25 protein-coding genes and 2 tRNA genes are annotated in these 26298 nt (G+C 71.3%); 11 read left to right on the top strand and 16 right to left on the bottom strand.

The window, feature by feature from the left end; translation table 11 throughout:
• Window positions 1-300 precede the first annotated feature (300 nt).
• The 8 genes from def to ACFC96_RS26330 all read right to left on the bottom strand — a co-directional run bounded on the left by def (window position 301) and on the right by ACFC96_RS26330 (window position 7726).
• Window positions 301-951, bottom strand: a complete 651-nt coding sequence (def, locus tag ACFC96_RS26365; protein ID WP_376258027.1) for a peptide deformylase — start codon at window positions 949-951, stop codon at window positions 301-303.
• 65 nt (window positions 952-1016) lie between these two features.
• A complete protein-coding gene (locus ACFC96_RS26360) occupies window positions 1017-1997 on the bottom strand; it encodes a hypothetical protein (RefSeq protein ID WP_266560298.1) in 981 nt (326 codons plus the stop codon).
• A 150-nt stretch (window positions 1998-2147) separates the two neighbouring features.
• On the bottom strand, window positions 2148-3428 hold the full coding sequence (locus tag ACFC96_RS26355; protein ID WP_376614402.1) for an HD-GYP domain-containing protein: 1281 nt from the start codon (window positions 3426-3428) through the stop codon (window positions 2148-2150).
• On the bottom strand, window positions 3425-4750 hold the full coding sequence (locus ACFC96_RS26350; protein ID WP_376614400.1) for an HD-GYP domain-containing protein: 1326 nt from the start codon (window positions 4748-4750) through the stop codon (window positions 3425-3427). The genes ACFC96_RS26355 and ACFC96_RS26350 overlap by 4 nt, the downstream gene beginning before the upstream one ends.
• 201 nt (window positions 4751-4951) lie before the next feature.
• Window positions 4952-5263, bottom strand: a complete 312-nt coding sequence (rsrA, locus tag ACFC96_RS26345; protein ID WP_116510175.1) for a mycothiol system anti-sigma-R factor — start codon at window positions 5261-5263, stop codon at window positions 4952-4954.
• Complete coding sequence (gene sigR / locus ACFC96_RS26340) at window positions 5260-5925, bottom strand: RNA polymerase sigma factor SigR (protein ID WP_199841903.1); 666 nt, start codon at window positions 5923-5925, stop codon at window positions 5260-5262. Before sigR ends, rsrA begins: the two co-directional genes overlap by 4 nt.
• A gap of 306 nt (window positions 5926-6231) precedes the next feature.
• Window positions 6232-6909 (bottom strand): alpha/beta family hydrolase, encoded by a 678-nt coding sequence (locus tag ACFC96_RS26335; RefSeq protein WP_376258021.1) that lies wholly within the window; start codon window positions 6907-6909, stop codon window positions 6232-6234.
• A gap of 1 nt (window position 6910) precedes the next feature.
• Window positions 6911-7726, bottom strand: coding sequence for an SOS response-associated peptidase (locus tag ACFC96_RS26330; RefSeq protein WP_376614398.1), 816 nt, complete (start codon window positions 7724-7726; stop codon window positions 6911-6913).
• Between the two features lie 49 nt (window positions 7727-7775).
• On the opposite strand from ACFC96_RS26330, the gene ACFC96_RS26325 reads away from it, so the two are divergent.
• From ACFC96_RS26325 to ACFC96_RS26310, 4 genes are all read left to right on the top strand, one after another.
• Window positions 7776-8498 carry a M50 family metallopeptidase gene (locus ACFC96_RS26325; RefSeq protein ID WP_376258018.1) on the top strand — a complete coding sequence of 241 codons (723 nt, stop codon included), beginning with the start codon at window positions 7776-7778 and terminating at the stop codon, window positions 8496-8498.
• 56 nt (window positions 8499-8554) lie between these two features.
• A complete protein-coding gene (gene aroA, locus ACFC96_RS26320) occupies window positions 8555-9871 on the top strand; it encodes a 3-phosphoshikimate 1-carboxyvinyltransferase (RefSeq protein WP_376258016.1) in 1317 nt (438 codons plus the stop codon).
• Window positions 9872-9887: 16 nt separating this feature from the next.
• Entirely contained in the window at window positions 9888-10898 is a 1011-nt protein-coding gene (gene rsgA / locus ACFC96_RS26315) for a ribosome small subunit-dependent GTPase A (RefSeq protein ID WP_376258014.1), read from the top strand.
• 116 nt (window positions 10899-11014) lie between these two features.
• Entirely contained in the window at window positions 11015-11338 is a 324-nt protein-coding gene (locus ACFC96_RS26310; RefSeq protein ID WP_127832323.1) for a multidrug efflux SMR transporter, read from the top strand.
• Window positions 11339-11400: 62 nt separating this feature from the next.
• On the opposite strand, the gene ACFC96_RS26305 is transcribed toward ACFC96_RS26310, so the two are convergent.
• Window positions 11401-12000 (bottom strand): TetR/AcrR family transcriptional regulator, encoded by a 600-nt coding sequence (locus tag ACFC96_RS26305; protein ID WP_376614396.1) that lies wholly within the window; start codon window positions 11998-12000, stop codon window positions 11401-11403.
• 132 nt (window positions 12001-12132) lie between these two features.
• Between ACFC96_RS26305 and hisN the strand changes: the two genes are divergently transcribed.
• Both hisN and ACFC96_RS26295 read left to right on the top strand, forming a co-directional pair.
• Window positions 12133-12927: a histidinol-phosphatase gene (hisN, locus tag ACFC96_RS26300; protein ID WP_376258010.1), complete on the top strand. Its 795-nt coding sequence runs from the start codon at window positions 12133-12135 to the stop codon at window positions 12925-12927.
• A gap of 199 nt (window positions 12928-13126) precedes the next feature.
• On the top strand, window positions 13127-13528 hold the full coding sequence (locus ACFC96_RS26295; RefSeq protein ID WP_376614394.1) for a cyclic nucleotide-binding/CBS domain-containing protein: 402 nt from the start codon (window positions 13127-13129) through the stop codon (window positions 13526-13528).
• A 122-nt stretch (window positions 13529-13650) separates the two neighbouring features.
• On the opposite strand, the gene ACFC96_RS26290 is transcribed toward ACFC96_RS26295, so the two are convergent.
• Complete coding sequence (locus tag ACFC96_RS26290; RefSeq protein WP_376614392.1) at window positions 13651-15132, bottom strand: catalase; 1482 nt, start codon at window positions 15130-15132, stop codon at window positions 13651-13653.
• A 162-nt stretch (window positions 15133-15294) separates the two neighbouring features.
• On the opposite strand from ACFC96_RS26290, the gene ACFC96_RS26285 reads away from it, so the two are divergent.
• From ACFC96_RS26285 to ACFC96_RS26270, 4 genes are all read left to right on the top strand, one after another.
• Window positions 15295-15711 carry a Fur family transcriptional regulator gene (locus ACFC96_RS26285; RefSeq protein ID WP_376258004.1) on the top strand — a complete coding sequence of 139 codons (417 nt, stop codon included), beginning with the start codon at window positions 15295-15297 and terminating at the stop codon, window positions 15709-15711.
• A gap of 172 nt (window positions 15712-15883) precedes the next feature.
• Window positions 15884-16666 (top strand): ABC transporter ATP-binding protein, encoded by a 783-nt coding sequence (locus tag ACFC96_RS26280; protein WP_376614390.1) that lies wholly within the window; start codon window positions 15884-15886, stop codon window positions 16664-16666.
• On the top strand, window positions 16663-17526 hold the full coding sequence (locus ACFC96_RS26275) for an ABC transporter permease (protein WP_376258000.1): 864 nt from the start codon (window positions 16663-16665) through the stop codon (window positions 17524-17526). Before ACFC96_RS26280 ends, ACFC96_RS26275 begins: the two co-directional genes overlap by 4 nt.
• 31 nt (window positions 17527-17557) lie before the next feature.
• The gene (locus ACFC96_RS26270) at window positions 17558-18694 is read left to right on the top strand and encodes an ABC transporter substrate-binding protein (protein ID WP_376614388.1); all 1137 of its coding nucleotides are present in this window, start codon (window positions 17558-17560) and stop codon (window positions 18692-18694) included.
• A gap of 69 nt (window positions 18695-18763) precedes the next feature.
• Here ACFC96_RS26270 and ACFC96_RS26265 read toward each other — a convergent pair.
• The 4 genes from ACFC96_RS26265 to ACFC96_RS26250 form a co-directional block, all read right to left on the bottom strand.
• Window positions 18764-18837 (bottom strand) — tRNA-Met (locus ACFC96_RS26265).
• 207 nt (window positions 18838-19044) lie between these two features.
• Window positions 19045-20910: a sel1 repeat family protein gene (locus tag ACFC96_RS26260; protein ID WP_376257997.1), complete on the bottom strand. Its 1866-nt coding sequence runs from the start codon at window positions 20908-20910 to the stop codon at window positions 19045-19047.
• 210 nt (window positions 20911-21120) lie between these two features.
• Window positions 21121-21194: transfer RNA gene (locus ACFC96_RS26255), tRNA-Met, on the bottom strand.
• A gap of 43 nt (window positions 21195-21237) precedes the next feature.
• Complete coding sequence (locus ACFC96_RS26250; protein WP_376614432.1) at window positions 21238-24168, bottom strand: UPF0182 family protein; 2931 nt, start codon at window positions 24166-24168, stop codon at window positions 21238-21240.
• 140 nt (window positions 24169-24308) lie between these two features.
• On the opposite strand from ACFC96_RS26250, the gene ACFC96_RS26245 reads away from it, so the two are divergent.
• Window positions 24309-24851: a PPA1309 family protein gene (locus ACFC96_RS26245; RefSeq protein WP_376614386.1), complete on the top strand. Its 543-nt coding sequence runs from the start codon at window positions 24309-24311 to the stop codon at window positions 24849-24851.
• A 65-nt stretch (window positions 24852-24916) separates the two neighbouring features.
• On the opposite strand, the gene ACFC96_RS26240 is transcribed toward ACFC96_RS26245, so the two are convergent.
• Window positions 24917-26005, bottom strand: a complete 1089-nt coding sequence (locus tag ACFC96_RS26240) for a PDZ domain-containing protein (protein ID WP_376614384.1) — start codon at window positions 26003-26005, stop codon at window positions 24917-24919.
• A gap of 25 nt (window positions 26006-26030) precedes the next feature.
• On the bottom strand, window positions 26031-26267 hold the full coding sequence (locus ACFC96_RS26235) for a hypothetical protein (RefSeq protein ID WP_376258332.1): 237 nt from the start codon (window positions 26265-26267) through the stop codon (window positions 26031-26033).
• Window positions 26268-26298 lie beyond the last annotated feature (31 nt).

Raw genomic sequence — 26298 nt, 5'->3', positions numbered from 1 at the left:
CTGATGGCGTGCGCCCCTGTGCTGTGCCGGGCGCGCGCCGTTGCGTATCCCCGCACTTTCTATTCAGCACTACAACTGACCGTTCTGGGAACGGATTTGCTCCCCTCACTCCCCCACGCGCCGGAAAAGTCCCCTTAGGTGACTGATTCTGGATCACCCGCGCCCGGTCCGGTTCGCACACCTGACCTCCGGGGCAGTCCGGGCCCCGAACACACGAGCGGCGCCCGGCCAGTTGGAGATCAGGCCGGACGCCGCTCGCGTGTCACTCGGTGCGCTCGGGCCCCAACGGGCCCTTTCCGCTCAGTCGTTGGGGACGACCTCGTAGCGCGGGGTGCCCTCGGCCATCTGCTTCAGAGCGTCCTTGCGCTCACGCTTGGAGAGACGGTCGATGTACAGGTACCCGTACAGGTGGTCCGTCTCGTGCTGGAGGCAGCGCGCGAAGTAGCCGGTGCCGCGGACCTTGATCGGGTTGCCCTTCTCGTCCTGCCCGGTCACCACCGCGTAGTCGGGACGCGCGAGCGGCGCGTACGCCGTCGGCACGGACAGGCAGCCCTCGTTCGAGTCGTCGAGGCGGCGCTGGTCCGCGGGCAGCTCCTGGAGCACCGGGTTGCAGACCACGCCGGTGTGGCGCACACCGTCGTCGTCGGGGCAGTCGTAGACGAAGACCTTCAGGTCGACGCCGATCTGGTTGGCGGCGAGGCCCACGCCCTCCGCGGTGCGCTGGCTGGCGAACATGTCGTCGACCAGCTGCGCGAGCTCGTCGCCGAACTCGGTGACGTCCTTGCACTCCTTGTGCAGGACGGGGTTCCCGACGACGGTGACCGGCCGCGACGTGCCGCGCGCGACGGCGGCCTCCTCGCGGGCGGCGTTGTCCTCGGTGTCGAGGACGAAGCCCTCGTCGTCCACGGGGAGCACTCCGGCGTGCTCGTGCTCGGTGTCCTGCTGCGCCATGTCCGACGTACGCCTTCCGGTACCTGCTGCGACGAATTTTCCGGGGTACAGCCTACGGGGACCGGTCAGCAGACCTCTTCAAGGTCCCGCCAGTCCCTGGAGTCCGGGCTGTCCGCGACCCAGCCGTCGAGCAGCCCCCGCACGAGCGACGCGGGCGCGGCGACACCGCACTCGCGCTCGGGCACCCACAGCTGGCCGTCCGTGCGGTGGCCGAGCGGCCCGGGGTGTCCGGGCTCGCTGTGGTCGTGCGGGTCCAGATGCCGCCCGTCGCCCTCGTCGGACGGCATCCGCGACTCGGAACACATCCGGCACAGCAGCCGCACGGAGGACGACCAGTCCTCGGCGGCGAAACCGGCGTCGGAGGCGAGCTGCTCCAGGGCGTCCCGGTCGGCCTCGGTCGCCGCCTCCAGGAGGACGACCCAGGTCGGGACGGGCGAGGGGGCCCACAGCTCGATCTCGTCGAAGACGGGGTACGAGTGCCCGGCGGCCGTCGTCCGCTCACCGTGGGGGACTCCGTCGTGCAGCACGACCTCGCCCCAGCGGCGCCCGGAGGACGGCAGCGGGATGGACAGGACCTCCATGCGGGCAGGGTCCAGCCTGCGCCCCCACACCACCTCGGCCTCGCCCTCCGGCGAAAGCCTCACCGCGGCACTGCCCAGGTCCATGCCGGTCGGCTCACCGGCGGCGGTCGCGCCGCCGGGAACCTTCAGTCCGTACGCCTGCCAGGCCCGCCGCGCGAGCGGCCAGTCCTGCAGGGCGGTGGCCGCGATGCCCACGTTCCACCAGTCGGGGGCGCCGCTCTCGCGGTCCAGGAGGGCCACCGCGCGCAGGCCCGCGGCCCGCGCCTGTTCCCAGTCGTGCCGGAACTTGTGCAGCAGCGCGAGGTTGAACCAGGACTCCGACAGCCAGGGCTCGAGGTCGGCGGCCCGGGTGAGCAGGGCCCCGGCGTCCTCGTACCGGCCGTCGCCGATGAGCGTGAACGCCCGATCGGTGGCCTGCCGCCATGAGGCGGAGGGCCGGTGCCGTCCCTTGCCGAAGATCCTCACGATTCCCGCCTGCATTCCCGCCTGTCGGTCCGGGGGACAGTGCCCTCGGGGGGCCTTCCCCCAAGGAGCACGGCCGGGGCCCGAGCCCTCGGACATCCTCTTCTTCGCATCCAACCACGTGCGGCCGGACAGCCGCTCATTACCCATGGGTTACCCAGCCGGGGGCAGGGTCACCCCGCCCCTCGACACGACCCTGGCCAGGGATTCCACCACATCGGGCTGGTAGTCACGCCCCGTGGCCAGACGCAGCCGCTCCAGGGCGGCGAGGGGGCCCTGAGGGCCTTCTTTCCGGGCCATCTCGTCGTATGCGTTGGCGGTGCGGACGATGCGCGCGGTGAGGGGCTGCTCACGGTACGGGTCGGCCTGGCGCTCGACGACGACGGCGACCTCCGCGTCCACGCCCGTCTGGCGCACGACGGCCCCGCCGAGCAGCGCGATGCGGCGCTGCTCCTGGGCCGGCAGGGCGGCGGTGGCGCCGTCGGCCACCGGGTCGACGAGGGACAGCTGCCCGATGTCGTGCATGAGGGCCGCGTACTCCAGGACGGTGAGGTCGGCCTCGGAAAGGCCCAGCTCACGGCCCACGGCGCGGCTGAGCGCCGCCACGCGCAGGGCGTGGCCCTGGGGCGTGTACCCGGCGATCTCGGTGGCGCGGGCCAGCGAGGTGATCGTCTGCCGGTACGTGGTCCGCACGGCGGCGTACCGGCGGAATGCGAGCTGGGTCAGGAGGAGGGGCAGGCAGAAGACGGGCAGCGCCCACAGCCCGGCCACGGCCACGGCGAGGGCGATGACGGCGCCGGTGGCGCCCACCGCGGAGCCGATGCCGATCATGGCCCGCAGCTCGTCCCTGAGCAGCGGCCCGAACGGCCAGCCGGTACGGGCGTGCGCCAAGGCCGCGGCGAGGACGGCGTCGCACAGCGCGGTCAGGACCAGCAGCCCGACGAGCAGCAGCGCGTAGGCCGCGCCGTCACCGAGCCAGGCGCCGAACCTGCCCCGGTTGTAAAGGGGTTGGAAGCAGACGGCGGCGAAGGCGACGGTCAGGACGCGCCGCGCCATGTGGTCGGCGGACGGGCCGTGCCCGAGCGCGAGGTGCGGCACGGAGCCGACGAGCGCGGCCGCCACACAGACGGCGACGACCTGGAGCGCTCCGTGATGCGTCGCCTGCCCCGCCGTCTCCCCGAGGAGTGCGTACGCGAGCGCGCCGGCGGACCCCAGAGGCGCGGGCTCCCGGTCCCCTCCGGGTGCCCCCCAGCGGGCGAGTTCGCCGACGGCGACGAGGACGCCGAAGGCGAGCGCCGTCCCGGGCTCCTCGACGCCGTTCCACACGGTGGACCCGAGGGAGACGGCGGTGAGCACGACGGCGAGGCCCCGGACGGCCGCGACCGTGGTGCGCGCCCGGCCGCTCCCCGGACCCGGGGACCGCGTCCACGTCACCGCGAGGCCGCCCGCCGCGCGACGCGGGACCCGGGCACCTGAGCGGGGGCCTCGTCGGCGGTCACGGCGGGGTGCCACCCGTGCCGCCCGAGCGCCCGCACCAGCGCCCCGACCATCTGCGGGTCGAACTGCGCGCCCGCGCACCGGGTCAGCTCGGCGAGCGCGACGTCGACGGGCCGGGCCCGCGAGTAGGACCGGGTGGACGTCATCGCGTCGAACGCGTCCGCCACCGCCACGACCCGCGCGAACTCCGGGATCTGGGCCCCCGTGAGCCCGTAGGGGTACCCGCTGCCGTCCATCCGCTCGTGGTGGTGCAGGATCGCCGCCCGCGCCTCCCCCAGGAACCCGATCCCGCGCACCATCTCGTGCCCGTACTCGGGGTGCAGTTCGATGATGCGCCGCTCCTCGGGGGTCAGCGGGCCGTCCTTGCGCAACAGGCGGGTCGGTACGCCGAGTTTGCCGACGTCGTGCAGGATCCCGGCGAACCGCAGGACCTCGGCGCGCTCGTCGTCCATGCCGAGTTCGCGGGCGATCATCATGGACGCCCGGCCGACCCGCTCACTGTGGCCGCGCGTGTATCCGTCCTTGATGTCGACGGCCTGCACGAGGGCCCGGATCGTCTCCTGGTGGGCGGCGCGCTCACGGTGGTACTGGGCGAACACCCAGCAGGAGATGTACATCGGCAGCAGCACGAGGAGCGCGGCGAAGGGCCCGTACGGGCTGCGCCACAGGACGGCCATCATGAGGCCCGCGAGGCCGTGCACGGCGACGGGCCCGAGGGCGCGCGGAAAGAGGCCGCGCCAGGCGGCGCGCAGCGGGACGCGTTCGGCGGTGGCGAGGATGCCGCCGTCGAGCAGGGCGAGGGTGGCGCAGAAGACCAGGACGGCCGCTCCGGCGGGCACGAGCGCGTAAGGGAAGTGGGGGGCCGAGACGGCCGCGGTGCCGCCGAGCGCTCCGTGGACGCGGGCGGCGGCCCAGGTGGCGAGGGCGAGCTGGGCGGCGCGCCAGACGCGGCGCAGGCCGGCCGGGCGCCGGTCCGTCCTCGCGACGAGCGCTCCGGGCACGGCGACGAGTGCGGCCGCCGCGGGCGGCAGGAGGAACGCTCCGGCGAGCAGGACGGGGTAGAACGTGCCCATGCCTTTGGGCACGCGCCGCCCGAGCACGCGGCACTGGCCCGCGTGTTCGCATCCCGTGTAGAGGACGGCGAGGAGTCCGACGGCGGGCCACGGCGTGGCGGGACCCGCGGCGGGTGCCAGGCACGCGAGGGCGCCGCCGGCCGCGCACAGGACATAGCCGAGGGCCATGGGCGGAACCGTGCGCATACCGACCCCCCTCCCCGTGATCCCGCTTCAGGTTCCGGAGAATAGAGCGACGGGCAGGGCGCGCGGGCGGCATCGCGGGGATTGCCCGGGCCACCCGACGGGGGATTAGCACATTCGGGTGACGGGGGCGGGGAACGGCGGCGGGACGTGAGGCAGCGCCGTCACGTCCCGCTCATCACGCTCGGCCTTGCGGCCGCGGTCTCAGGCTTCCCGCAGCTTGGGAGCCGACGCCGTCACGTCCTGGTCGGGCACGGCCTGTCCCGACCGGATCAGGTCGATGCGGCCCATGACCTTCGACCGCAGGTCGCTCGGTACGTCGTCCTGGCCGCAGCACCGCTTGACCAGCTTCTTCACGGCCTGCTCGAGGCCGTACTTCTCCAGGCACGGACTGCACTCCTCGAAGTGCGTCTCGAACTTCGTGCAGTCGCTGTCCGGCATCTCGTGATCGAGGAACTCGTAGAGATGGTCGAGGACTTCACTGCAATCCGTCTCGTGCGGCTCTCCGCAGCTCATGAGCCCGAGCCTTTCGCTTCGTTCGACTCTCCGGCGCCGGCCGGGACCAGTCCGCGGTCGCGGGCGTAGTCCTCGAGCATGCCGCGCAGCTGGCGACGACCCCGGTGGAGCCGGGACATCACCGTCCCGATGGGTGTCCCCATGATGTCCGCGATCTCCTTGTACGCAAAGCCCTCTACGTCGGCCAGATAGACCGCGATCCGGAACTCCTCGGGGATCGCCTGGAGCGCCGACTTCACGTCCGAGTCGGGCAGGTGGTCGAGCGCCTGCGACTCGGCGGACCGCAGGCCGGTCGACATGTGCGACTCGGCACGCGCCAGCTGCCAGTCCTCGATCTCCTCGGCGGCACTGCGCTGGGGCTCGCGCTGCTTCTTGCGGTACGAGTTGATGAAGGTGTTCGTGAGGATGCGGTACAGCCAGGCCTTGAGGTTCGTGCCCTCGCGGAACTGGTGGAACGACGCGTACGCCTTCGCGTAGGTCTCCTGCACCAGGTCCTCGGCGTCGGCCGGGTTGCGCGTCATGCGCAGCGCGGCCGAGTACATCTGGTCGAGGAACGTGAGCGCGTCACGCTCGAAGCGCAGACTGCGCTCCGCGGCGGTCTCCTCGGGCTCTTCCGCCTGCCCGTGTTCGGTCCCTGCGTCGGTGCCAGTGACCGGACCCACCTCCTCCAACGACGTGGCGGGGTCGAAGGAGACCCCACTCGAATCGGAGAATAGACGACCGTCGGTCACGGCGGCCTGGCGATCGGGTCCGCCCGACGTCCGAACGGGGGCGGTCTTCGCCGCGTGCAGCACGCTCCACTCCAGGTCAGCGGCGCTGCTTCGGCTCGGGCAGATGGTCGAACCCATGCGGCGGACTTCCTCTCGTCAGCACTCGTGACAACTCGTGACTTCTCACAAAGTCTTCGACAGCACTCCCGCACCGTCTGTTCCGGACAACAGACGTCCGGGCCGCAACATTCCCGGGGGTCACGCGAGTGATCCGGCCCACTTCACGACGGCGTCCACGATGAGCGCGAGGGCCTCGTCCTGGCCGATGTCCGCCCGCTTCGGCACCGCGAATCCGTGGTCCCCGTAAGGGATTTCGACGAGTTCGTACGCGGGGGAGCCGGGGAATTCGGCGGGCTTCCCGAAGGGGTCGTTGCCACCCTGGACGACGAGGGTGGGGACCCCGGCGCCGAGCAGTTCGTCGGCGCGGGACCTCTCGGGGCGGCCCGGCGGGTGGAGCGGGAAGCTCAGGGCGAGGACCGCGGCCGCGCCGAGCTCCTGCGCCGTGCGGCACGCCACGCGCGCGCCCGCGCTGCGCCCGCCGGAGACGACCGGCAGCCCCGGCTTCTCCAGCACGGGCCACACCCCGCGCCAGCCGACGTCCAGGGTCTTCGGTGCGGGTGCCACCTTCTTGCCGGCCACCCGCCACGGCTGCTCGACGAGGGCGACGGTCACACCGTGGGCGGGCAGCTCGGCGGCGAGGGCCTTCAGGTCGCGCGCCTCGATGCCGCCACCTGCGCCATGGCTGAGGGCCAGGACGAGCCGGGCCTTCTTCGCGGGGGCCGGATGCCAGGTGACGCGGGCTTCGCCGGCGCCGGTCTCCACCGTCTCGGTCCCGGCGGTGGGCTCGGCCGCGTTCTCGGTCGTGTTCTTGGTCACGTCAAAAGAGTGTGCCCTCCTCGGGCCCTTCCAGCTCCTTGAGCAGCTCAGGGCCGTTGTTGCGCACGTTGCTGACCGACGTCGACACGGGGTACGCCCGCATCAGGCCCTCCGGCGGCGGCGCGAGCAGGGACTTCAGGTCGTCGACGTCGGTGCGGGCCGGGTCCAGCCAGGCGTCCCACCGGTCGGGGGTGAGCATGAGCGGCATCCGGGGGTGGATGTCGAAGAGCGAGCGGGGCCCCTCGTCGGGCGCGACGGCGAGCGGCGCGGTCTCCGCCTCGGTGGTGATGACGGTGCAGGTCACCCACCAGGCGAGGGGGTGCTCGTCGGGCAGGGTGCGGTCGCGCCAGAACTCGTACAGGCCCGCCATCGCGAAGACGGAGCCGTCGGCGGGCGTGACGAAGTAGGGCTGCTTGCGCGGCCGCTTCTTCTTGCCCTCGACCTCCAGGTCGCGCTCGCCGACCCCGGTGACCCACTCGTAGTAGCCGTCCGCGGGCAGGATGCAGCGGCGGCTGGAGAAGGCGCGGCGGTACGAGGGCTTCTCGGACACCGTCTCGGCGCGGGCGTTGATCATCCGGGCGCCGCCCTCGGGGGTCTTCGACCACGACGGCACGAGGCCCCACTTGAGAGTGCGCAGCTGGCGAACCGGACTCCGGTCGGCTGCGTCCTTCACAGGGCGGTCGAGAACCGCGTAGACCTCCTTGGTCGGGGCCACGTTGAAGTCGGGCGCGAGGGTCTCCTCGGGGTCCCACTTCTCGATCTCAAAGATTCCTGCGAGATCCTCGGGCCTACGACTCGATGCATACCGTCCGCACATACGTGCCACAGTGCCAGATACTGGCCCGCCAGAGGGAGCCGCTCCAACCATGTACGTCACCGCGAGTACCGGCGCCGCCGACCTGTGGGACCGGGTCTTCGGCAGCCAGTCCGACCCCGACCAGTGGGTGGTGTTCGCCACAGCGGCGGTCGCGCTCGCCGCGGTCGTCCCGCACACCATATGGCGGCTCTCGCGCAACGCGATCACCATCGCCCACGAGGGCGGGCACGGCATCGTGGCCCTGCTCAGCGGGCGCCGTCTCGACGGCATCAGGCTGCACTCCGACACCAGCGGCCTCACCGTCAGCCGCGGCAAGCCGTCGGGCCTCGGCATGATCCTGACCGCGGCCGCCGGCTACACCGCTCCCCCGCTCCTCGGCCTCGGCGGCGCCGCGCTGCTCGCCGCGGGACACATCACGGCCCTCCTGTGGCTGGCCACGGCCCTGCTCGTGGCGCTGCTCGTGATGATCAGGAACGCTTACGGCGCGCTGACGGTGATCCTGACCGGCGGCCTTTTCGTGCTCGTGTCCTGGCTGGCGGGACCGCAGGTGCAGGCCGCCTTCGCGTACGTCGTCGTGTGGTTCCTGCTTCTGGGCGGCGTACGGCCCGCGTTCGAGCTGCAGAGCAAGCGCAGGCGGGGCGGGGCCGGCGACTCGGACGCGGACCAGTTGTCACGGCTCACGCACGTGCCGGCCGGGATGTGGCTGTTCTTCTTCCACGCCGTCTCGGTGTGCTCACTGCTCGGCGGGGGCCGCTGGCTGCTGGGACTCTGACCCCGGGTGGGGGCTCGTGATCCGGCCCGATCGCCTGAGCCCACTAAAGTAAAGGCATGACCGAAAACCCCGCGCACACCGCCCTCTGGCCCGCCCCGCACGCGAGCGGCCCCGTCTTCGCGACGGTCCATGTGCCGGGGTCGAAGTCGGTCACCAACCGCGCGCTCGTCCTGGCCGCGCTCGCCGCCGAGCCCGGCTGGCTGCGCCGCCCGCTGCGCTCGCGCGACACGCTCCTGATGGCGGCCGCCCTGCGCGCCATGGGTGTCGGCATCGAGGAGGGCGTGGGCCCGGACGGTTCCGGCGAGGCCTGGCGCGTGATCCCCTCGGGGCTGCGCGGCCCGGCCACGGTCGACGTGGGCAACGCCGGTACGGTGATGCGCTTCCTGCCCCCGGTCGCGGCGCTCGCCGACGGCCCGGTGCGCTTCGACGGCGACCCCCGTTCGTACGAGCGGCCGCTGAACGGCGTGATCGACGCGCTGCGCGTGCTCGGCGCCCGGATCGACGACGACAGCCGCGGCTCGCTCCCGATGACCGTGCACGGCGGCGGCGCCCTCGACGGCGGCCGGGTCGAGATCGACGCGTCCTCCTCGTCGCAGTTCGTCAGCGCCCTGCTGCTGTCCGCGCCGCGCTTCAACCAGGGGGTGGAGGTGCGCCACGTCGGCGGCCCGCTCCCGTCGATGCCGCACATCCGGATGACCGTCGACATGCTGCGCACGGTCGGCGCCCAGGTCGACACCCCGGAGTCCGGCGGCGAGCCGAACGTCTGGCGGGTCACGTCGGGCGCCCTGCTCGGCCGCGATCTGACGGTGGAGCCCGACCTGTCGAACGCCCAGCCGTTCCTGGCCGCGGCCCTCGTCACCGGCGGCAAGGTCATCGTCCCCGACTGGCCGGAGCGCACGACGCAGCCCGGTGACCGGCTGCGCGAGATCTTCACCCTGATGGGCGGCTCCTGCGAACTGACCGAGCAGGGGCTGGAGTTCACCGGTTCCGGCTCCGTCCACGGCATCGACGTGGACCTGAGCGAGGTCGGGGAGCTGACGCCGGGCATCGCGGCCGTCGCGGCCCTCGCCGACTCCCCCTCCACGCTGCGGGGCGTGGCGCACCTGCGTCTGCACGAGACGGACCGCCTGGCCGCGCTCACCAAGGAGATCAACGAGCTCGGCGGCGACGTCACCGAGACCGCCGACGGCCTGCACATCCGGCCGCGCCGCCTGCACGGCGGGGTCTTCCACACCTACGACGACCACCGCATGGCCACCGCGGGCGCGATCATCGGCCTCGCCGTGCCGGGCGTGGAGATCGAGAACGTGGGGACGACCGCAAAGACCCTGCCCGACTTCCCCGACCTGTGGGCCGGGATGCTGGGGAACTGACGGGCGGATCGAGATCATGCGCCGCTACGGCAAGAACCCCGACGAGGACGACATCCGCGTCCGCCCCAACCGCAAGGGCAACCGCCCGCGCACGAACATCCGCCCGAAGCACGAGGACGCCGCCGACGGCATGGTCCTGACCGTGGACCGGGGCCGCCTCACCGTCCTCATCGACGACATCCCGGTCACCGCGATGAAGGCCCGCGAGCTGGGCCGCAAGGCGGCCGTGGTCGGCGACCAGGTCTCCGTCGTCGGGGATCTGTCCGGCAAGAAGGACACCCTCGCGCGCATCGTCCGCATCGGTGAGCGCACCTCCGTCCTGCGCCGCACGGCCGACGACGACGACCCGTACGAGCGCGTGGTCGTCGCCAACGCCGACCAGCTCGCCATCGTCACGGCCCTGGCGGACCCCGAGCCGCGCCCGCGCATGATCGACCGCTGCCTCGTCGCCGCGTACGACAGCGGCCTCGACCCGCTCCTCGTCCTGACCAAGTCGGACCTCGACCCGCCGGACAAACTCCTGGAGCTGTACGGGGCGTTGGGCGTCCCCTATGTCGTCACCAGCCGGGACGAGCTGGAGAGCGGGGCCGCGGTGTCGCGGGTGCGCGAGCAGCTCGACGGCAAGATCACCGTGTTCGTCGGCCACTCCGGCGTCGGCAAGACGACGCTGGTGAACGCGCTGGTGCCGAAGGGCAGCCGGCGCACGACGGGCCATGTCAACGCGGTCACGGGCCGCGGCCGGCACACCACGACGTCCGCGCTCGCGCTGCCGCTGCCCGACGACAGCGGCTGGGTGATCGACACCCCCGGCGTGCGCTCCTTCGGTCTGCACTACGTCGACCCGTCCCGCGTCATCCACGCCTTCCCCGACCTGGAGCCGGGCACGGAGAACTGTCCGCGCGCGTGCAGCCACGACGAGCCGGACTGCGCGCTCGACGAGTGGGTCGCTCAGGGACACGCCGATCCCGCGCGTCTGTACTCACTGCGGCGGCTGCTCGCCACGAGGGAGCGACGCGAGGGCGACTGACCTCAGCGTTGTTTGCGACCGCCTCGCGACGGTAAGTGCATAATCGCACCAAGCCGGACGCAAGATCGAAACCGTACGAAGCGGTCACGGAAGTCGAAGATGCTGGAGGCAAGCACATGGCGTGGCTGCTGGTCATCGTGGCGGGGATTCTCGAGACCGGCTTCGCGGTCTGTCTGAAGCTCTCGCACGGCTTCACCCGGCTCTGGCCGACGATCGCGTTCTCGTGCTTCGCCCTCGGCAGCTTCGGCCTCCTCACGCTCGCCCTGCGCAAGCTCGACGTGGGTCCCGCGTACGCGGTGTGGACGGGCATCGGCGCCGCGGGCACCGCGATCTACGGCATGGTCTTCCTCGACGACCTGGTCTCCGTCCTCAAGATCGTCTCGATCTCGCTCGTGATCATCGGCGTGATCGGGCTTCAGCTGTCGGGGTCGGCGCACTGAACTGACAGTCGGCGGCGCTCGCGAGGGCGCACCCTCTCAACACGGCTTCCCCCAAGGGCCGTTCACCCTGCTCGTTCCCGGTGATGTGCCAGTGCGTCCCGCACGAGGCGCGCGACGCCGCCCTCGCCGGCGGGGACGAGCAGGCAGGACAGGGCCAGCCGGACGGCCAGTTCGCAGTCGCGGGCCCACTGGTCCGCCTCCGCCCTCGGCCGCCCCGCCGAACGGTACGAGGCCGCGGCCCGCTCGCGGACCAGGTCCACCAGGTCGCCGGGACCGGGGAGCGGCCCGTCGGCCCGCCGCTGTGCGGGCACGACGGACGACGAGGGCACACCGCCGTGCACCGGGGCGGGCAGCCGCTCGCCCCAGCAGCCGGTGAGCACGGCCCGCACGAGTGCGCTGGAGCCGGCCGCTTTGACGGTCCACTCGGCGACGGCCTCGATCCCGGCCTCCTCCAGGGCCCGGTCGACGCCGGCCAGATAGGCGTCCGCCTCGCGCCGGACCAGGGCGCGCGCGAGTCCGTCCTTGGTGCCGAACTCGTTGTAGAGGGTCTGCCGGGACACCCCGGCGACGGCCGCCACGTCGATCATCCGCACCAGGGACCAGGGCCGCCCGGCCAGCGCCGTACCGGCCGCGTCGAGCAAGGACTCCCGCGCTGTGGGCATCGTCGCCTCCCCACGCCGTAGCGGCTCAACCGCCAGGGTTGACGCGCCCGTGTGCCCTGTCAATAGCCCTCGCGGACCACCGGGCCCGGCGCCCTGTGGCCCCGGACCGACCTCGATCGATACTGTTCACCCATGCCCGACTATCACGATGATCTGCGCCTCGCCCACGTCCTCGCGGACGCCGCCGACGCGGCGACCATGGACCGGTTCAAGGCCCTCGACCTGAAGGTGGAGACCAAGCCGGACATGACGCCGGTGAGCGAGGCCGACAAGGCCGCGGAGGAGCTCATCCGCGGTCAGCTCAAGCGGGCACGGCCGCGGGACGCGATCCTCGGCGAGGAGTACGGGATCGAGGGCACGGGCCCGCGCCGCTGGGTCGTCGACCCGATCGACGGCACCAAGAACTACGTGCGCGGCGTGCCGGTCTGGGCGACGCTCATCTCGCTGATGGAGGCGGGCGAAGGCGGCTACCAGCCGGTGGTCGGCGTCGTCTCGGCGCCGGCGCTCGGCCGCCGCTGGTGGGCCGCGAAGGGTGCGGGCGCCTACACGGGCCGCAGCCTGACGTCGGCCTCGCGCCTCAACGTCTCCAAGGTCGGGCGCCTCGCGGACGCGTCCTTCGCCTACTCCTCGCTGAGCGGCTGGGAGGAACAGGGCCGGCTCGACGGCTTCCTCGACCTCACGCGCGCGGTGTGGCGCACGCGCGGTTACGGCGACTTCTGGCCGTACATGATGGTCGCCGAGGGCTCGGTCGACCTGGCGGCGGAGCCGGAGCTCTCCCTGTGGGACATGGCGGCGAACGCGATCATCGTGACGGAGGCGGGCGGCGTGTTCACCGGCCTCGACGGGCGCCACGGCCCGCACAGCGGCAACGCGGCGGCGTCGAACGGCCTGCTCCACGGCGAGCTGCTGAGCTACCTGCAGACGTGAGCGTCGTGCCGCTACGGCGCGCGGAAGCGCCGTGGCGGCACAACAGACCTTCCGCGCCCCCTTGTTGACGGCCCGAACGGCTGCGACTCTGAGAGTCCCCCCACTTGTGAACTTGTGAATCCGTTCTCCAGGTCGGGACCGGAGGCAATCCTTCGGCATCCCGGAGGTCGCGGATTCACCAAGGAGGTGGCTCACGCCCATGCTCGTCCGCGACGCCATGAGCACGATGGTCCTCACCATCGGCCCCGCCCACACGCTGCGCAGGTCGGCCCGACTGATGTCCGACCGCCGCGTCGGCGCGGCGGTCGTCCTCGACCCCGACACCTGCGGGATCGGCATTCTGACCGAGCGCGACATCCTCAACTCGATCGGCCTCGGCCAGAACCCGGACCACGAGATCGCCGGCACCCACACCACGACCGACGTCGTCTTCGCCGCCCCGGCGTGGACGCTCCAGGAGGCCGCCGAGGCCATGGCCCACGGCGGCTTCCGGCATCTCATCGTGCTCGACGACCAGGAGCCGGTCGGCATCGTGTCGGTCCGCGACATCATCCGCTGCTGGGCCCCGGCCCGGCGACGGTCGACGACACTGGTGAGGTGAGGCCTTTCGCCTGGAGCGAGCCCGGCATGACCTGACCGAAGTGCCCCGGGACCTCGCGTCGGGCACACAAGAGGGCCGGCCCCCGAAGGGAGCCGGCCCTCTGCCTGCGTCAAGCGTCCCGGTCAGCCGCGAAGGGCCTGGACCGCGGCCTCGAGGCGCTTGCCGAAGTCACCGTCCGCCTGACGGAAGTTGCCGATCGCGCGCTCGGCGATGTCGTCGCGGGAGACGCCCGCGATGTTGCCCGCGAGGTTCTCGATCAGACGGGCCTTCTCGCCCTCGGACATCAGACGGTAGAGGTTGCCCGCCTGCACGAAGTCGTCGTCCTCGACGTGCGAGGGAGCCTCGTGGTTGCCGGTGCCGCCGGTGACCGGCGTCGACACCCACAGCGGCCGGTCGGTCTGGAACGGGCCGCCGAAGGAGTTCGGCTCGTAGTTCTTCCCGCCCTTGTGGCGGCCGTCGTACAGGTGGCCGTCACGGGAGTTGGTGCGCGCCTCGGTGGCGTGCGGGCGGTTCACCGGCAGGTGGTCGGCGTTGATGCCGACGCGGTAGCGGTGCGCGTCGCCGTACGCGAAGAGGCGACCCTGGAGCATCTTGTCGGGCGAGGGGCCGATGCCCGGCACGAAGTGCGCGGGGCTGAAGATGGACTGCTCGACCTCGGCGAAGATGTTCTCCGGGTTGCGGTTGAGCTCCAGCTTGCCGATCTCGATCGCCGGGTAGTCCTCGTGCGGCCAGACCTTGGTGAGGTCGAACGGGTTGAAGCGGTAGTTCGCCGCGTCGGCCGCCGGCATGATCTGCACCTGCACGGTCCAGGACGGGAACTCGCCGCGCTCGATGGCCTCGCGCAGGTCGCGCTGGTGCGAGTCCGGGTCCTCACCGGCGAGCTTCGCGGCCTCGTCGGCGGTGAGGTTCTTGATCCCCTGGTCGGTCTTGAAGTGATACTTGACCCAGAAGACCTCACCGGCCTCGTTGTTCCACTGGTACGTGTGCGAGCCGTACCCGTTCATGTGGCGCAGCGTCGCCGGGATGCCGCGGTCACCGAAGAGCCAGGTGACCTGGTGCGTCGACTCGGGGCTCAGGCCCCAGAAGTCCCACACGTTGTCGGCCTCCTGCGAGCCCGTGTACGGGTCGCGCTTCTGCGTGTGGATGAAGTCGGGGAACTTGATGGCGTCCTTGATGAAGAACACCGGGGTGTTGTTGCCGACGAGGTCGTAGTTCCCCTCCTCGGTGTAGAACTTCAGCGCGAAGCCGCGGGGGTCACGCACGGCGTCCGCGGAGCCGAGGCTGCCGGCGACGGTGGAGAACCGCAGGAACGTCTCGGTCTGCTTGCCGACCTCGGAGAGGAACTTGGCCCGCGTCCACTGCGAGACGTCCCGGGTCAGCGTGAACGTGCCGTACGCACCCGCGCCGCGGGCGTGCACGATCCGCTCCGGGATGCGCTCGCGGTTGAAGTGCGCGAGCTTCTCGAGCAGCGCCTGGTCCTGGACCAGTACAGGCCCGCCGACGCCCGCGGTCTCGCTGTTCTGGTTGTCCGCGACCGGCGCGCCGGCCTCCGTGGTGAGCGGTCCCTGCGACGTCACGTGCGCCTCCTGCCCCGGTGCAAGCACCGGCTCCACTGGAGCGGCTGTTGCCGCGCCCTCATCTGCTGCAAGTCCTGTCCCTCGGCCAAAGCCGTTCTCGATCCTACAATGGACAATGTCTAAGTCAAGTGCACTTCCAAAGTCACACCCGTTCGGAACCTGGTCCCTCCGCCTGTTACGCTGACCCTCATGAGTGACCTGTTGGAACGACTGCGCGGACGCGGCTGGCGCATGACCGCACAGCGGCGCGTCGTGGCCGAGGTCCTCGACGGGGACCACGTACACCTGACGGCCGACGAGGTGCACGCACGCGCCGTCGCCAAGCTCCCCGAGATCTCCCGGGCGACCGTCTACAACACGCTCGGCGAGATGGTCTCCCTCGGCGAGGTCATCGAGGTCGCCACGGACAAGCGCGCCAAGCGCTACGACCCGAACGCGCACCGCCCGCACCAGCATCTGGTCTGCGCCCGCTGCGGCGCGATCCGGGACGTCCACCCGAACGGCAACCCCCTCACCGACCTCCCCGACTCCGAGCGCTTCGGCTTCACGGTCTCGGACGTCGAGGTGACGTACCGGGGCGTCTGCCCGAACTGCGCGAAGGCGTAGCACGCACGAATCCTTTCGAAGGGGGCCCGCACCGAACGGTGCGGGCCCCCTTCGCTCGCCCTTCCCGCACACCCCTTCGGCACGTATCTCGACAACCCACCCCCTTCCCCAATCTGACGACCCGTCATATCGTCGGCGGCGCCCACCTCCGCCGCACCCCGGGAGGGAAACCGTGGGAGATCCGCACCCCAAACTCCAGGCCCGCACACTCACCCGGTCCTTCGGCCGAGGCCACCGCACGGTGGCGGCCCTCGGCCCCCTCGACCTCACCGTCGCCCCCGGCGAGTTCACCTGCGTGGTCGGCCCCTCCGGCTGCGGGAAGTCCACCCTCCTGCGCATCGCCGCCGGCCTGCTGCGCCCGACCGCCGGCGAGCTGGCCATCCGCACCGACAGCGCCCGCCCGGCCGCGATGATCTTCCAGGACTACGGGATCTACGACTGGAAGACCGTCCTGGCCAACGTCCGCTTCGGCCTCGACATCCAGAAGGTCCCCCGCCGGGAGGCCGACGCCCGCGCCACCGACTGGCTCACGCGCATGGGCCTCGCCGACTTCGCGGACGCCTATCCGTCCGCACTGTCCGGCGGCATGCGCCAGCGCGTCGCCATCGCCCGCGCGCTCGCCGTGGAACCCGAGATCCTCCTCATGGACGAGCCGTTCGCGGCCCTCGACGCCCAGTTGCGCACGATCCTCCAGGACGAGCTCCTCGACCTCACCCAGACCACCCGCACCACCACGCTCTTCATCACCCACAGCCTGGAGGAAGCCATCGTGCTGGGCGACCGCGTCCTCGTGATGTCGGCCCGGCCGGGCCGCATCATCGCCGAGCGCCGCCCGCCGTTCGCCCGGCCGCGCACCGGCGACATCCGCTCGGCACCCGAATTCACCGCCCTGAAGGGCGAGTTGTGGGATCTGCTGCGGGGCGAGGTACGGCGCGACGAGGTGGTCCCGGCATGACGACGACCGCTCCGAAGGAAGACACGACGCTCCTGGTCAGACGGCCGGGCCCTCAGGAGCTGCACCCCGCCCGCACCCACCGCAGGCGCCGCGCCCTCGAACTCTCGCTCGCCGTCGCCGTCCCCCTCGTCCTGGTCCTGCTGTGGCAGCTCGCCGCCACCCGGGCGTGGATCGACGACCGTGTCTACCCGGCGCCGTCCACGATCCTCGTCGACGGCTGGCACCGCGCCGCGGAGGGCGACCTGTGGCCGGACGTGTGGGCCACCCTCAAGCGCGTCCTCGCCGGATACGCGATCGGCACCGTCACCGGATACGCCCTCGGCCTCCTGATGGGCTCGCTCTCCGTCGTCCGCGCCGCCCTCGAACCGATGCTGGACGCGCTCTACGTCGTCCCCAAGCTGGCTCTGCTGCCGATCTTCCTGAACATGTTCGGCCTGGGTGAGGGCCCGCAGATCGCGCTGGTCGCCGCGACCGTCTTCTTCTTCGTCTGGATCTCCACGATGGCGGCGGTGCTCGCCGTCCCCTCCGGCCACCGGGACGCCGGCCAGGTCTTCGGCGCCTCGCCGTGGCAGATGTTCCGGCACGTCCTGCTTCCCGCGTCGCTGCCCGCGGTCCTGGTCGGCGCCCGCATCGCCGCGGGCGTCGCGGTCCTCGTGATCGTCGCCTCCGAGCAGATCGCGGCCACCAACGGTCTCGGCCACCTGATCTTCGACGCCCGCGCCCTCTTCCAGAACGACGTGATGTTCGTCGGCATCGTCTGTGTCGCCGTGCTCGGCGTCGTCTTCTCCGAACTGGTGCGCATCGCGGGCCGGCTGCTCACCCCGTGGGCTCCGCGCGACCGCGGCCGCGGCCAGTCCTGACCTCCACCGCCCCTTCCCGTACGGAGGATCCATGCGCACCAGACTCGTCTGTACGACCCTGCTCGTGACCGGCACCCTGCTCGCCTCGGCCGGTTGCGGCGGCAACAGCCACTCCTCGCCCGGCACGGCCGCCGAGCCCCGCACGGTCAAGGCGGTGGCGGGCTGCGAGAAGACCGGCTGGACGGACCCGTCGGACCTGGCCGCCGACCGCGCGCCCGCCCGCTGCGACAAGGGCGCCCCGGCCCCGGTGAAGCTCACGAAGACCCGCAAGCTCACCATCGCGACCGGCACCCTGAGCGCCGAGTACGTGGCTCCGCTCGAACTGGCCCTGCAGAAGGGCGAGTTCAAGAAGGAGGGGCTCGACGTCACCCTGAAGGTCCTGCCGACCCCCGACGCGCTCCCGCTGCTGGCCAAGGGGGACATCGACGCGCAGTGGGCGGCGCCCGAGGCCGCGGTGATGAACGGCATCAGCGGCGGCTTCGACATCAAGTGGGTCGCCGGGAACTTCTCCCCGGACCCGAAGTCCAAGAGCGGTATGTGGGTGCGCCTGAAGAAGGGGCAGAGCCCGGACCACGTCCCGATGGCGGGACGCAGGCTCGGCACGATGATCGGCAAGGGTTCGGTCATCTCGTACCCCATGGACGAGGCCCTCAAGAAGCACGGCGGCGGCCTCGACAAGATCCAGTTCCAGCAGCTCGGCTCGGCCGACGTCCTGACCGCGCTCCAGAACGGCGGGGTCGACTCGGCCTGGCTGCTCGACCCGGTATGGCGCAAGGTCGACGGCGACAAGCGGTACGCGTTCCTGGGCGGCCAGCCGCTCGGCGAACCCCTCGGCGGTCTCCTGTTCGGCCCGAAGCTCCTCAAGGAGGACCCGGACGCCGGTGTCGCGCTCCTGCGCGCGTACATCCGCACGGTCAACACGTACTTCGCCGGCGACTACAAGAAGGACCCGGCGTTCGTCACCGACCTCGCCGGGCTCCTGAAGACCGACAAGGACGTACTGGAGTCGACACCGTCGCTGCGGATGGACTGGGAGATCAGGGCGGGCACGACGGACCGGCTCCAGGCCGCGTACCGCGCGGCGGGCGTCTCCAAGGGGGACCCGCTCGCGGAGGACAAGGTCGTGGACCGGGCGCTGTACGGGGAGGCGGTGGGCCACAAGCCGTGACGCCGGGCTCACCCGGCCCGAAACAGAGCTGAGGCCCGGAACCATTGGTTCCGGGCCTCAGGCCTTCAGTAGCGGGGACAGGATTTGAACCTGCGACCTCTGGGTTATGAGCCCAGCGAGCTACCGAGCTGCTCCACCCCGCGTCGGTAGACACGACTCTACGCGAGCGCCCCCGACCAGCGCAAATCCCTTCCGGCGCCCGGCCTGCGCGGGCGAACGGGGGCGGAGAAGCGGGCCGGCGGGGCTCGGCGAGACGGGGCGGAGGAGCGGGCCGGCAGGGCTCGGCGAGACGGGGCGGAGGAGCGGGCCGGCACGGGCTCGTCCGGCACCCGCCGCCTCGCGTGCCTCCGCTACGCGGACAGCTCCGACCGCAGCGCGTCCCGCAGCCGACCGGCCCGCTCGGACACCTCGGCCGGACCGAGCTCCACGGCCCGGTGCGCCCACCGCTGCCCCTCGACGAGGTCGCCGCGGCGCGCGCACAGCAGCGCGAGCCGCAGTGCCGCGCGCCCGTGCCCGGCGTCGGCCGCACGCGTCCACCACAGCGCGGCCTCCGGCTCGCTCCCTTCGCGGGCGAGCAGCAGCCCCAGGTTGAAGGCACCGTTGCGCGAACCCGCCTCCGCGGCCTCGCGGTACCAGCGCGCAGCGCAGACGATGTCGCCCCGCGCAGCGGCCAGCATCCCGACACGCACCTGCGCGCGCCGGTGCCCCTGCTCGGCGGCCCGCTCGTACCACTCCTCGCACTCGGCGCGCTCACTGACGCACTCGCCGAGCGCGGGGGGCCCGACCGGGGGCTGCCGCGCGTCGAGCACCGTGGCCAGGCGGTACGCGCCCTCCGCGCTGCCCCCGCCGGCGGCGCACCGCAGATGCCGCTCGGCGGCCCGCTCGTCGCCGTCGCGCAGGCGGGCGATCCCGGCCTGGAGCGCGGCCTCGGTGTGTCCGCCCGCCGCGGCCCGCTCGTACCACTGGAGGGCGGCGCCCTCGTCGTCCCGGCCGGCGTACAGGATGCCGAGGTTGAAGGCGGCATCCACGCTGCCCGCCTCGGCGGCCTTGGAGAACCACGGTTCGGCGCCCGCCGCGTCGCCGCCCTGGAGGAGCAGCACGGCCAGCGCGTTCGCCGCCTCGCGGTGCCCCGCGTACGCGGCACGCCGGTACCACTGGTCGGCCTGGGCGGTGCGGCCCTGCTCGGCGCAGAGCAGGCCGAGGTTGTAGGCGCCGTTGATGTCGCCCGCGTCCATGGCAGCGCGGTACCAGCGCTCGGCGGTCTGGGTCTCGCCGCGCTGGGCGTGCAGGGCGCCGAGCGCGTTGGCCGCGTTGCCGTCGCCCTCCTGCGCGGCGCGCAGCCACCAGACCCCGGCGCTCTCCTCGTCGCCGGCGTCGCGCAGCAGGAAGCCGAGCGCGCAGGCGGCGCGGGGCTCGCCGTCCTTCGCGGAGTTCAGGTACCAGCGGCCGGCCTCCTTGAGCTCGCCGCGCTTCTCCAGAATCGCGCCGAGGTGCAGGGCGGCCCGGCGGTGTCCGCGCGCGGCGGCCTGCCGGTACCACTGCTCGGCCTCCGCGGCCGCGGGCAGCTTCCTGCGGGCGCCGGTCGCGGTCGCGTCGCCGGGGGCGTCGCTGTCGTCGGCGGGCGCGGGCGCGCCACGGAGCGCTCCCTCGGGGCGCTCCTGTGCGGCACGCCGGTCGAGGGTGCGGGCGAGCCGGTAGGCGGCCTCGCGGTGGCCGTGCTCGGCGGCGGCGCGCATCCAGCGCTCGGCGCCGACATCGCTGCGGTGTTCGAGGAGGTCGGCGAGCGCGTACGCGCCCAGGGCGTGGCCCTGTTCGGCGGACTGCCGCAGCCAGTACTCGGCGGCGGGCTCGTCGCCGCGCTCGCGGTGGTGGCGGCCGAGCGCGTGCGCGGCGGGGGCGGATCCGGCGACGGCCGCGATGCGCCACCAGCCGGCGGCCTCGTCCGCGTATCCGCGCTGGTGCAGCAGGACGCCGAGGTTGTTGGCGGCGGCGCGGTCGCCCGCGGCGGTGGCAGCGCGCAGCTGGGGCTCGGCTCCGTCGAGGTCACCGCGGCGCAGCAGCATGGCTCCGAGGACACTCATCGCCTCGACGTCGCCGGACTCGGCGGCCGGCCGATGGCGCGCTTCCTCGGCGGCCGCCCCGGGTTCCTCCCGGTCGGCCGGCTGCACAAACCGCCCTGTCTCCAACAGAGTTGCCTTGTCCCCCATAACGTCCATCGTCGCACCACCTGCAACCTGGGTACACCTGGTATACCGCAGCCAGTGAGGTCACTACAGCGTTTTGTCGACATGCCCACAGAGAGATAAGTGAAACACAAAAACCTCAACTACCCCCGGGAGAGGCACGCTTCGCACGTACAGGCGGTTCCCGCGCACACGACGAAGGCCCGGATCCTGAAAGATCAGGATCCGGGCCTTCGTCTTCAGTAGCGGGGACAGGATTTGAACCTGCGACCTCTGGGTTATGAGCCCAGCGAGCTACCGAGCTGCTCCACCCCGCGCCGTTGTGTTCAAACCGTACCACGGCGCGAGGTGGGTCTTCGCTCAGCTGCTCGAGCCCTCACCGTCCTTGTCGGCGCTCTGATCAGCACTCTTGTCACTGGACTTGTCGGCGCCGGCCGCCTTGTCGGCCGCGGACTGCGCCTTCTCGGCGCGCTGGAGAGCCTCCTCCAGCTTGTCCTGCGCGTCGGCGTAGGCGTGCAGGTCGCCCTTCTTCATGGCGGCCTGGCCCTCCTCGAAGGCCTTCTCGGCGTCCGCGAGAGCTTCCTTGACGGTGGAGTTCTCCGGTGGCTTCGTGGTGTCGCCACCGGGCTTCTCCGGCTCGGCCGGCTGCGCGCCGTCCACGCCGAACGCCTGGTTCAGGGCGTCCCCGAGGTTGTCGGCGAATCCGGTTCTGTCGCCGTAGGAGACCGCGACCTTGCGCAGCAACGGATACTCCGCGTTGCGCCCCTGCGCGTAGATCGGCTCGACGTACAGGAAGCCCTTGTCGAGCGGCACCGTCAGCAGATTGCCGTACAGGACCGTCGAGTCGGCGCCCTTCATGTCGCGGACGAAGTTCGCCACGGACGACAGGGAGTTGAGCTTGTTCTGCACCTGTTCCGGGCCGTAGACCTTGTCCTCGGTGACCCGCAGCAGTCTTATCGTGCCGTAGTCCTTGCTCGTGGCATCGGCGTCGACCGCCATGAACGCGCGCAGGTTGGGGCGCCCGCTCGGGGTGAACGTCGTCGTCAGCGAGAACTGCTGGTCGCTCTGGCCCGGCATCTTCATGGACAGGTAGTACGGCGGGACCGCGCTGTTGTCCTTCTTCGTCGGATCGTTCGGGACCTGCCACGCGTCGGACGCGTTGTAGAACTGGTCGGAGTCCGTGACGTGGTACAGGGACAGCAGCTCACGCTGCACCTTGAACATGTCCTGCGGGTACCGCAGATGGTCCTTGAGCTCCTGCGGGATCGCGCTCTTGGGCTCGACCGTGCCGGGGAACGCCTTCTTCCAGGTCTTGAGGACCGGGTCCTTGTCGTCCCACGTGTACAGCTTCACCGTGCCGTCGTAGGCGTCGACGGTGGCCTTCACCGAGTTGCGGATGTAGTTGACCTGGTTCTGCTGGGCCACCACCGCGCGCTGGTTGTCGCCCTCGTTGAGGGAGTCGGCCGTCGTGTCACCGAGCGTCGTACGGGACGCGTACGGGTATCCGTTCGACGTCGTGTACGCGTCGACGACCCACTGGATCTTGCCCTTGACGATCGCCGGGTACGCGTCGCCGTCGATGGTCAGCCAGGGGGCGACCGCCTCGACGCGCTCCTTGGGCGTGCGGTTGTAAAGGATCTTCGAGCCGTCGCCGATGGCTCCCGAGTACAGGATCTGCGGCTCGCTGAAGGACGCCGCGTACGCGGCGCGGGTGATCGGGTTGGAGAGTCCGACGCCGCCCTTGCCGCTGTAGCTCGTGGTCTTCTGGGTGCCGTCGTCCTGCTCGTAGTCGAGCTCCTTCTGGGGCCCGCCGACGATCGAGTACTGGCGGGTCTTCTCGCCGTAGTAGATCCGCTGCTGGTACGAGCCCAGGGTGCCGCCGGCGGGCAGGCCCGACTCGGTGAACAGGGGCGCGCCCGGGGAGTCCGGGTCGGTCTGCGTGCCCTTGGCCGCGACCGCTCCGAAGCCGTGCGTGTAGGTGAAGTGGTCGTTGATCCAGTTCCGCTTCTCGACGCCCGCGAGATTGAGCTCACGCAGGCCGATGACGGTGTCCTGGCCCTTGTAGCGGTCGACGTCGAGGGTCTTCGGGAACTGGTAGTACTTCCGCTCCTGCTCGAGCTGCTGGAACGTCGGCGAGACCACGTTCGGATCGTTGACCCGGTAGCTGGCCGCCGAGTCGGCGTCCGTGCGCTGCTTCTTGGAGTCCTTGACCGTGCCCTTGCCGGTGTAGTCCACCGGGGACACCCCGGCGATCCCGTACGCCTTGCGGGTCGCCTCGATGTTCTTCTCGATGTACGGGGCTTCCTTGGACTGCTCGTTCGGCTGCACCTGGAACTTCTGGACGATGGCCGGGTACAGGCCGCCGATCAGGATCGCGGAGAGCACCATCAGGCCGAAGCCGATGACGGGCAGCTGCCAGGTGCGCCGCCACAGCGTCGCGAAGAACAGCGCGGCGCAGATCGCGGCGATGCAGAACAGGATGGTCTTGGCGGGCAGATACGCGTTCGCGTCGACGTATCGCAGGCCCGTCCAGTTGTCCGTGGCCTTGAAGTCGCTGGACTTCACCGCGAGCCCGTACCGGTCGAGCCAGTACGCGACCGCCTTGAGGGCCACGAACACGCCCAGCAGCACGGAGAGATGGCCGGTGGCCGCGGCGGTGGCGCGCGCGCCCGGGCTGGTGATCCGCAGCCCGCCGTACAGGTAGTGGGTCAGCGCGGCCGCGATCAGGGAGAGGATCGTCGCCGCGAAGCCGAAGCCGAGCAGGAAACGGAACCACGGCAGGTCGAACGCGTAGAAGGCCACGTCGAGGTGGAACTGGGGGTCCTTCTGGTGGAACGGCACGCCGTTCACCCACATCAGCCACGTACGCCACTGGGTGGCGGCGGAGGCCCCCGCGATGAGACCGACCAGCGCCGTGATGCCGACCAGCAGCCACTTCTTGTACGGCGCGATGCTCATGCGGTACCGGTCGAGGCTCTGCTGCTCCATCGACATGGCGCTCAGCGGGGGCCGCAACCGGTGCGCGAGCCACACGTTCAGTCCGACGGCGATCGCCATCAGCAGTCCGAAGACGAAGAACAGCCCGATCTTCGTCCACAGGGTGGTCGTGAAGACGGACGAGTAGTCGACCGATCGGTACCAGAGCCAGTCGGTCCAGAACCCTGCGAACATGACGAACGCCATGCCCAGCACGGCAAGGACGCCGAGCGTCATGAGCAGGGAACGGACTCGCCGGGACGGTCGGCCCACTCTCATCCGTGGCCCCGTCGGGCCTCCGCCGCGGTCCGGCATCTGGAAAGCCAAGGTGCGCACCTCGAAAAGTTCGAAATCGATCGGTCAGGCCCCCGTGATCGCGGACCCATCACCTATGCAACTTACTCACGCTTTACTCAGTTCCCGGATCCGGGTATTAACGAGGCAGGATTGTGACCATGTCCAACACTCCCATGGCAGCCAGCCCGCTCACCCGGGCCGTACTCGAGATCGACGAGTACGCCTCCGGCCTCGGCTGGGACCAGCCCGCCCGCCTCTTCGCCCTCGTCGACACCGCCCGCCTGCGGGCCCAGGAACCCGGCCTCGCGGCCCAGCTCGGCCTGGACGGCGAGCAGGAGGCCGCGGCCTTCACCCCGATCGAGCAGGACGAGGTGCCCGCCGACAAGCCGCTCGACGAGTTCCTCGGCACCATCGCCTGGCCCGACCCCGTGGTCGGCTGCGCTCTGACGGTGGAGCGGCTGATGCTGCCGCCGTCCGCGGAGGCGTCCGTCCCGAAGGGCCTAGGTGAGGCCGAGCTCGCCCAGTGGGTGGCGAAGCACCCGGGCCGTCAGGAGGTCCGGATGACGGTCGCCGTGCTGCGTGACGGTGCGCGCGAGTCGGCGCTGCGCCTGCGCGAGAAGGACTCCCCCGCCGAGGTCCTCACCGGGTCGGACCTGGTCCCGGGCCTGGCCGAGGCCCTCGCTGCGACGTTCGCGGAGTAACACCCTCACGACACGAGAAGGGGGGCGCCGCACGGTGTGCGGCGCCCCCCTTCATGAACTTCGTGTCACCCCTTGACCGTGCATTTCGGCAGGTCGGCGGTGTTGCCCGAGCGGATGTCCTGGAGAGCGCCGATCGCGTCGTCGATGGTGTTGACCTTGACGAGGGTGAGTCCGCGCGGGACGTCCTTGGCCGCCTCGGCGCAGTTGTCCTTCGGGGTCAGGAAGTAGCGCGCGCCCTTGCCGCGGGCGCCGACGGTCTTCATCTGGATGCCGCCGATCGGGCCGACCTTGCCGTCGTCGTCGATGGTGCCGGTGCCGGCCACGAACTTGCCGCCGGTGAGATCCTCGGGCGTCAGCTTGTCGACGATGCCGAGCGCGAACATCAGTCCGGCGCTGGGGCCGCCGACATCGGCGAGCTTGATGTCGATGGCGAACGGGAACGTGTGATCGGTGCCGGCCTGGATGCCGACGATCGCGCGGCCGTCCTTGGCCTTCTGTGTGGTGACCGTGACGTTCCGCGTGCGGGTGGCCTGCTTGCCTTCCTTCTCGGCGGCGGCCGCGTCCTTGACGGGCACGATCGTGAAGGAGACGTCCTCGCCCGGCTTGTGCTTGGTGACGAGCTTCGCCACGTCGGCCGGCTTCTCGACCTCGGCTCCGTCGACGGCCTTGATCACGTCACCGGCGTGCAGCCGTCCCTCGGAGGGGCTGCCCTTGATCACCGACTGGACGATCACCCAGGACTTCACGGGGATCTTCAGCTCGTTCAGCGCGGCGACCTTGGCGCTCTCCTGGGACTGGCTGAACTCCTCGGCGTTCTCCTGCGAGGACTGCTGCTCGGTCTTGCCGTCGGGGTAGAGCGTGGCGTGCGGCACGACGATGCTGTCGTGCGCGAGCCAGCCGTAGACCGCCGAGACGAGGTTCATGTTGTAGTCGGCGCTCGTGACCCGGACCGTCGTCATGTTGAGGTGCCCGGTCGTCGGGTACGTCTTGCGGCCGGAGATCTGGAGCACCGGCTCGCCGTCGTGGGCCCCCAGCGTGTTGACCGTCGGTCCCGGGGTCATCTCCGCGTACGGAACTTTGATGAGCACTCCCGCGCAGAGCAGCGCGATCAGCATCAGGGTCGAGGCGAGCATCGTCGCGGTGCGGCGTGGCATGGAACGACAGTACGGGACCGGTCTGTCAGTGCACCGCTGGGGCGTCCGTCCGGGACTCGACGCCGGGCATCGAGTCGGCGGCCGGGGCCAGGGGATCCGTTTCCGTCCCGGTGTGTGTGCGTTCCATCGCCTCGCGGAAGCGGGCGTACCCGTTGAGTTCCGTCACGTCGCCGGTCTTGCGGTTCCGTGCGGCCCAGCTGCCCCACAAACCGGCGCCGACCGCTGCGACAAGCGGAATGAGCAGCCACAAAAGCGCCGCCATGCCGGACCTCCGACCCCATGAGCCACTACAA

It is taken from the genome of Streptomyces sp. NPDC055955 (assembly GCF_042270245.1).
Classification (GTDB): domain Bacteria; phylum Actinomycetota; class Actinomycetes; order Streptomycetales; family Streptomycetaceae; genus Streptomyces.
Note: the sequence above shows the minus strand (reverse complement) of the source record. Positions and strands in the feature narration are given on the sequence as shown.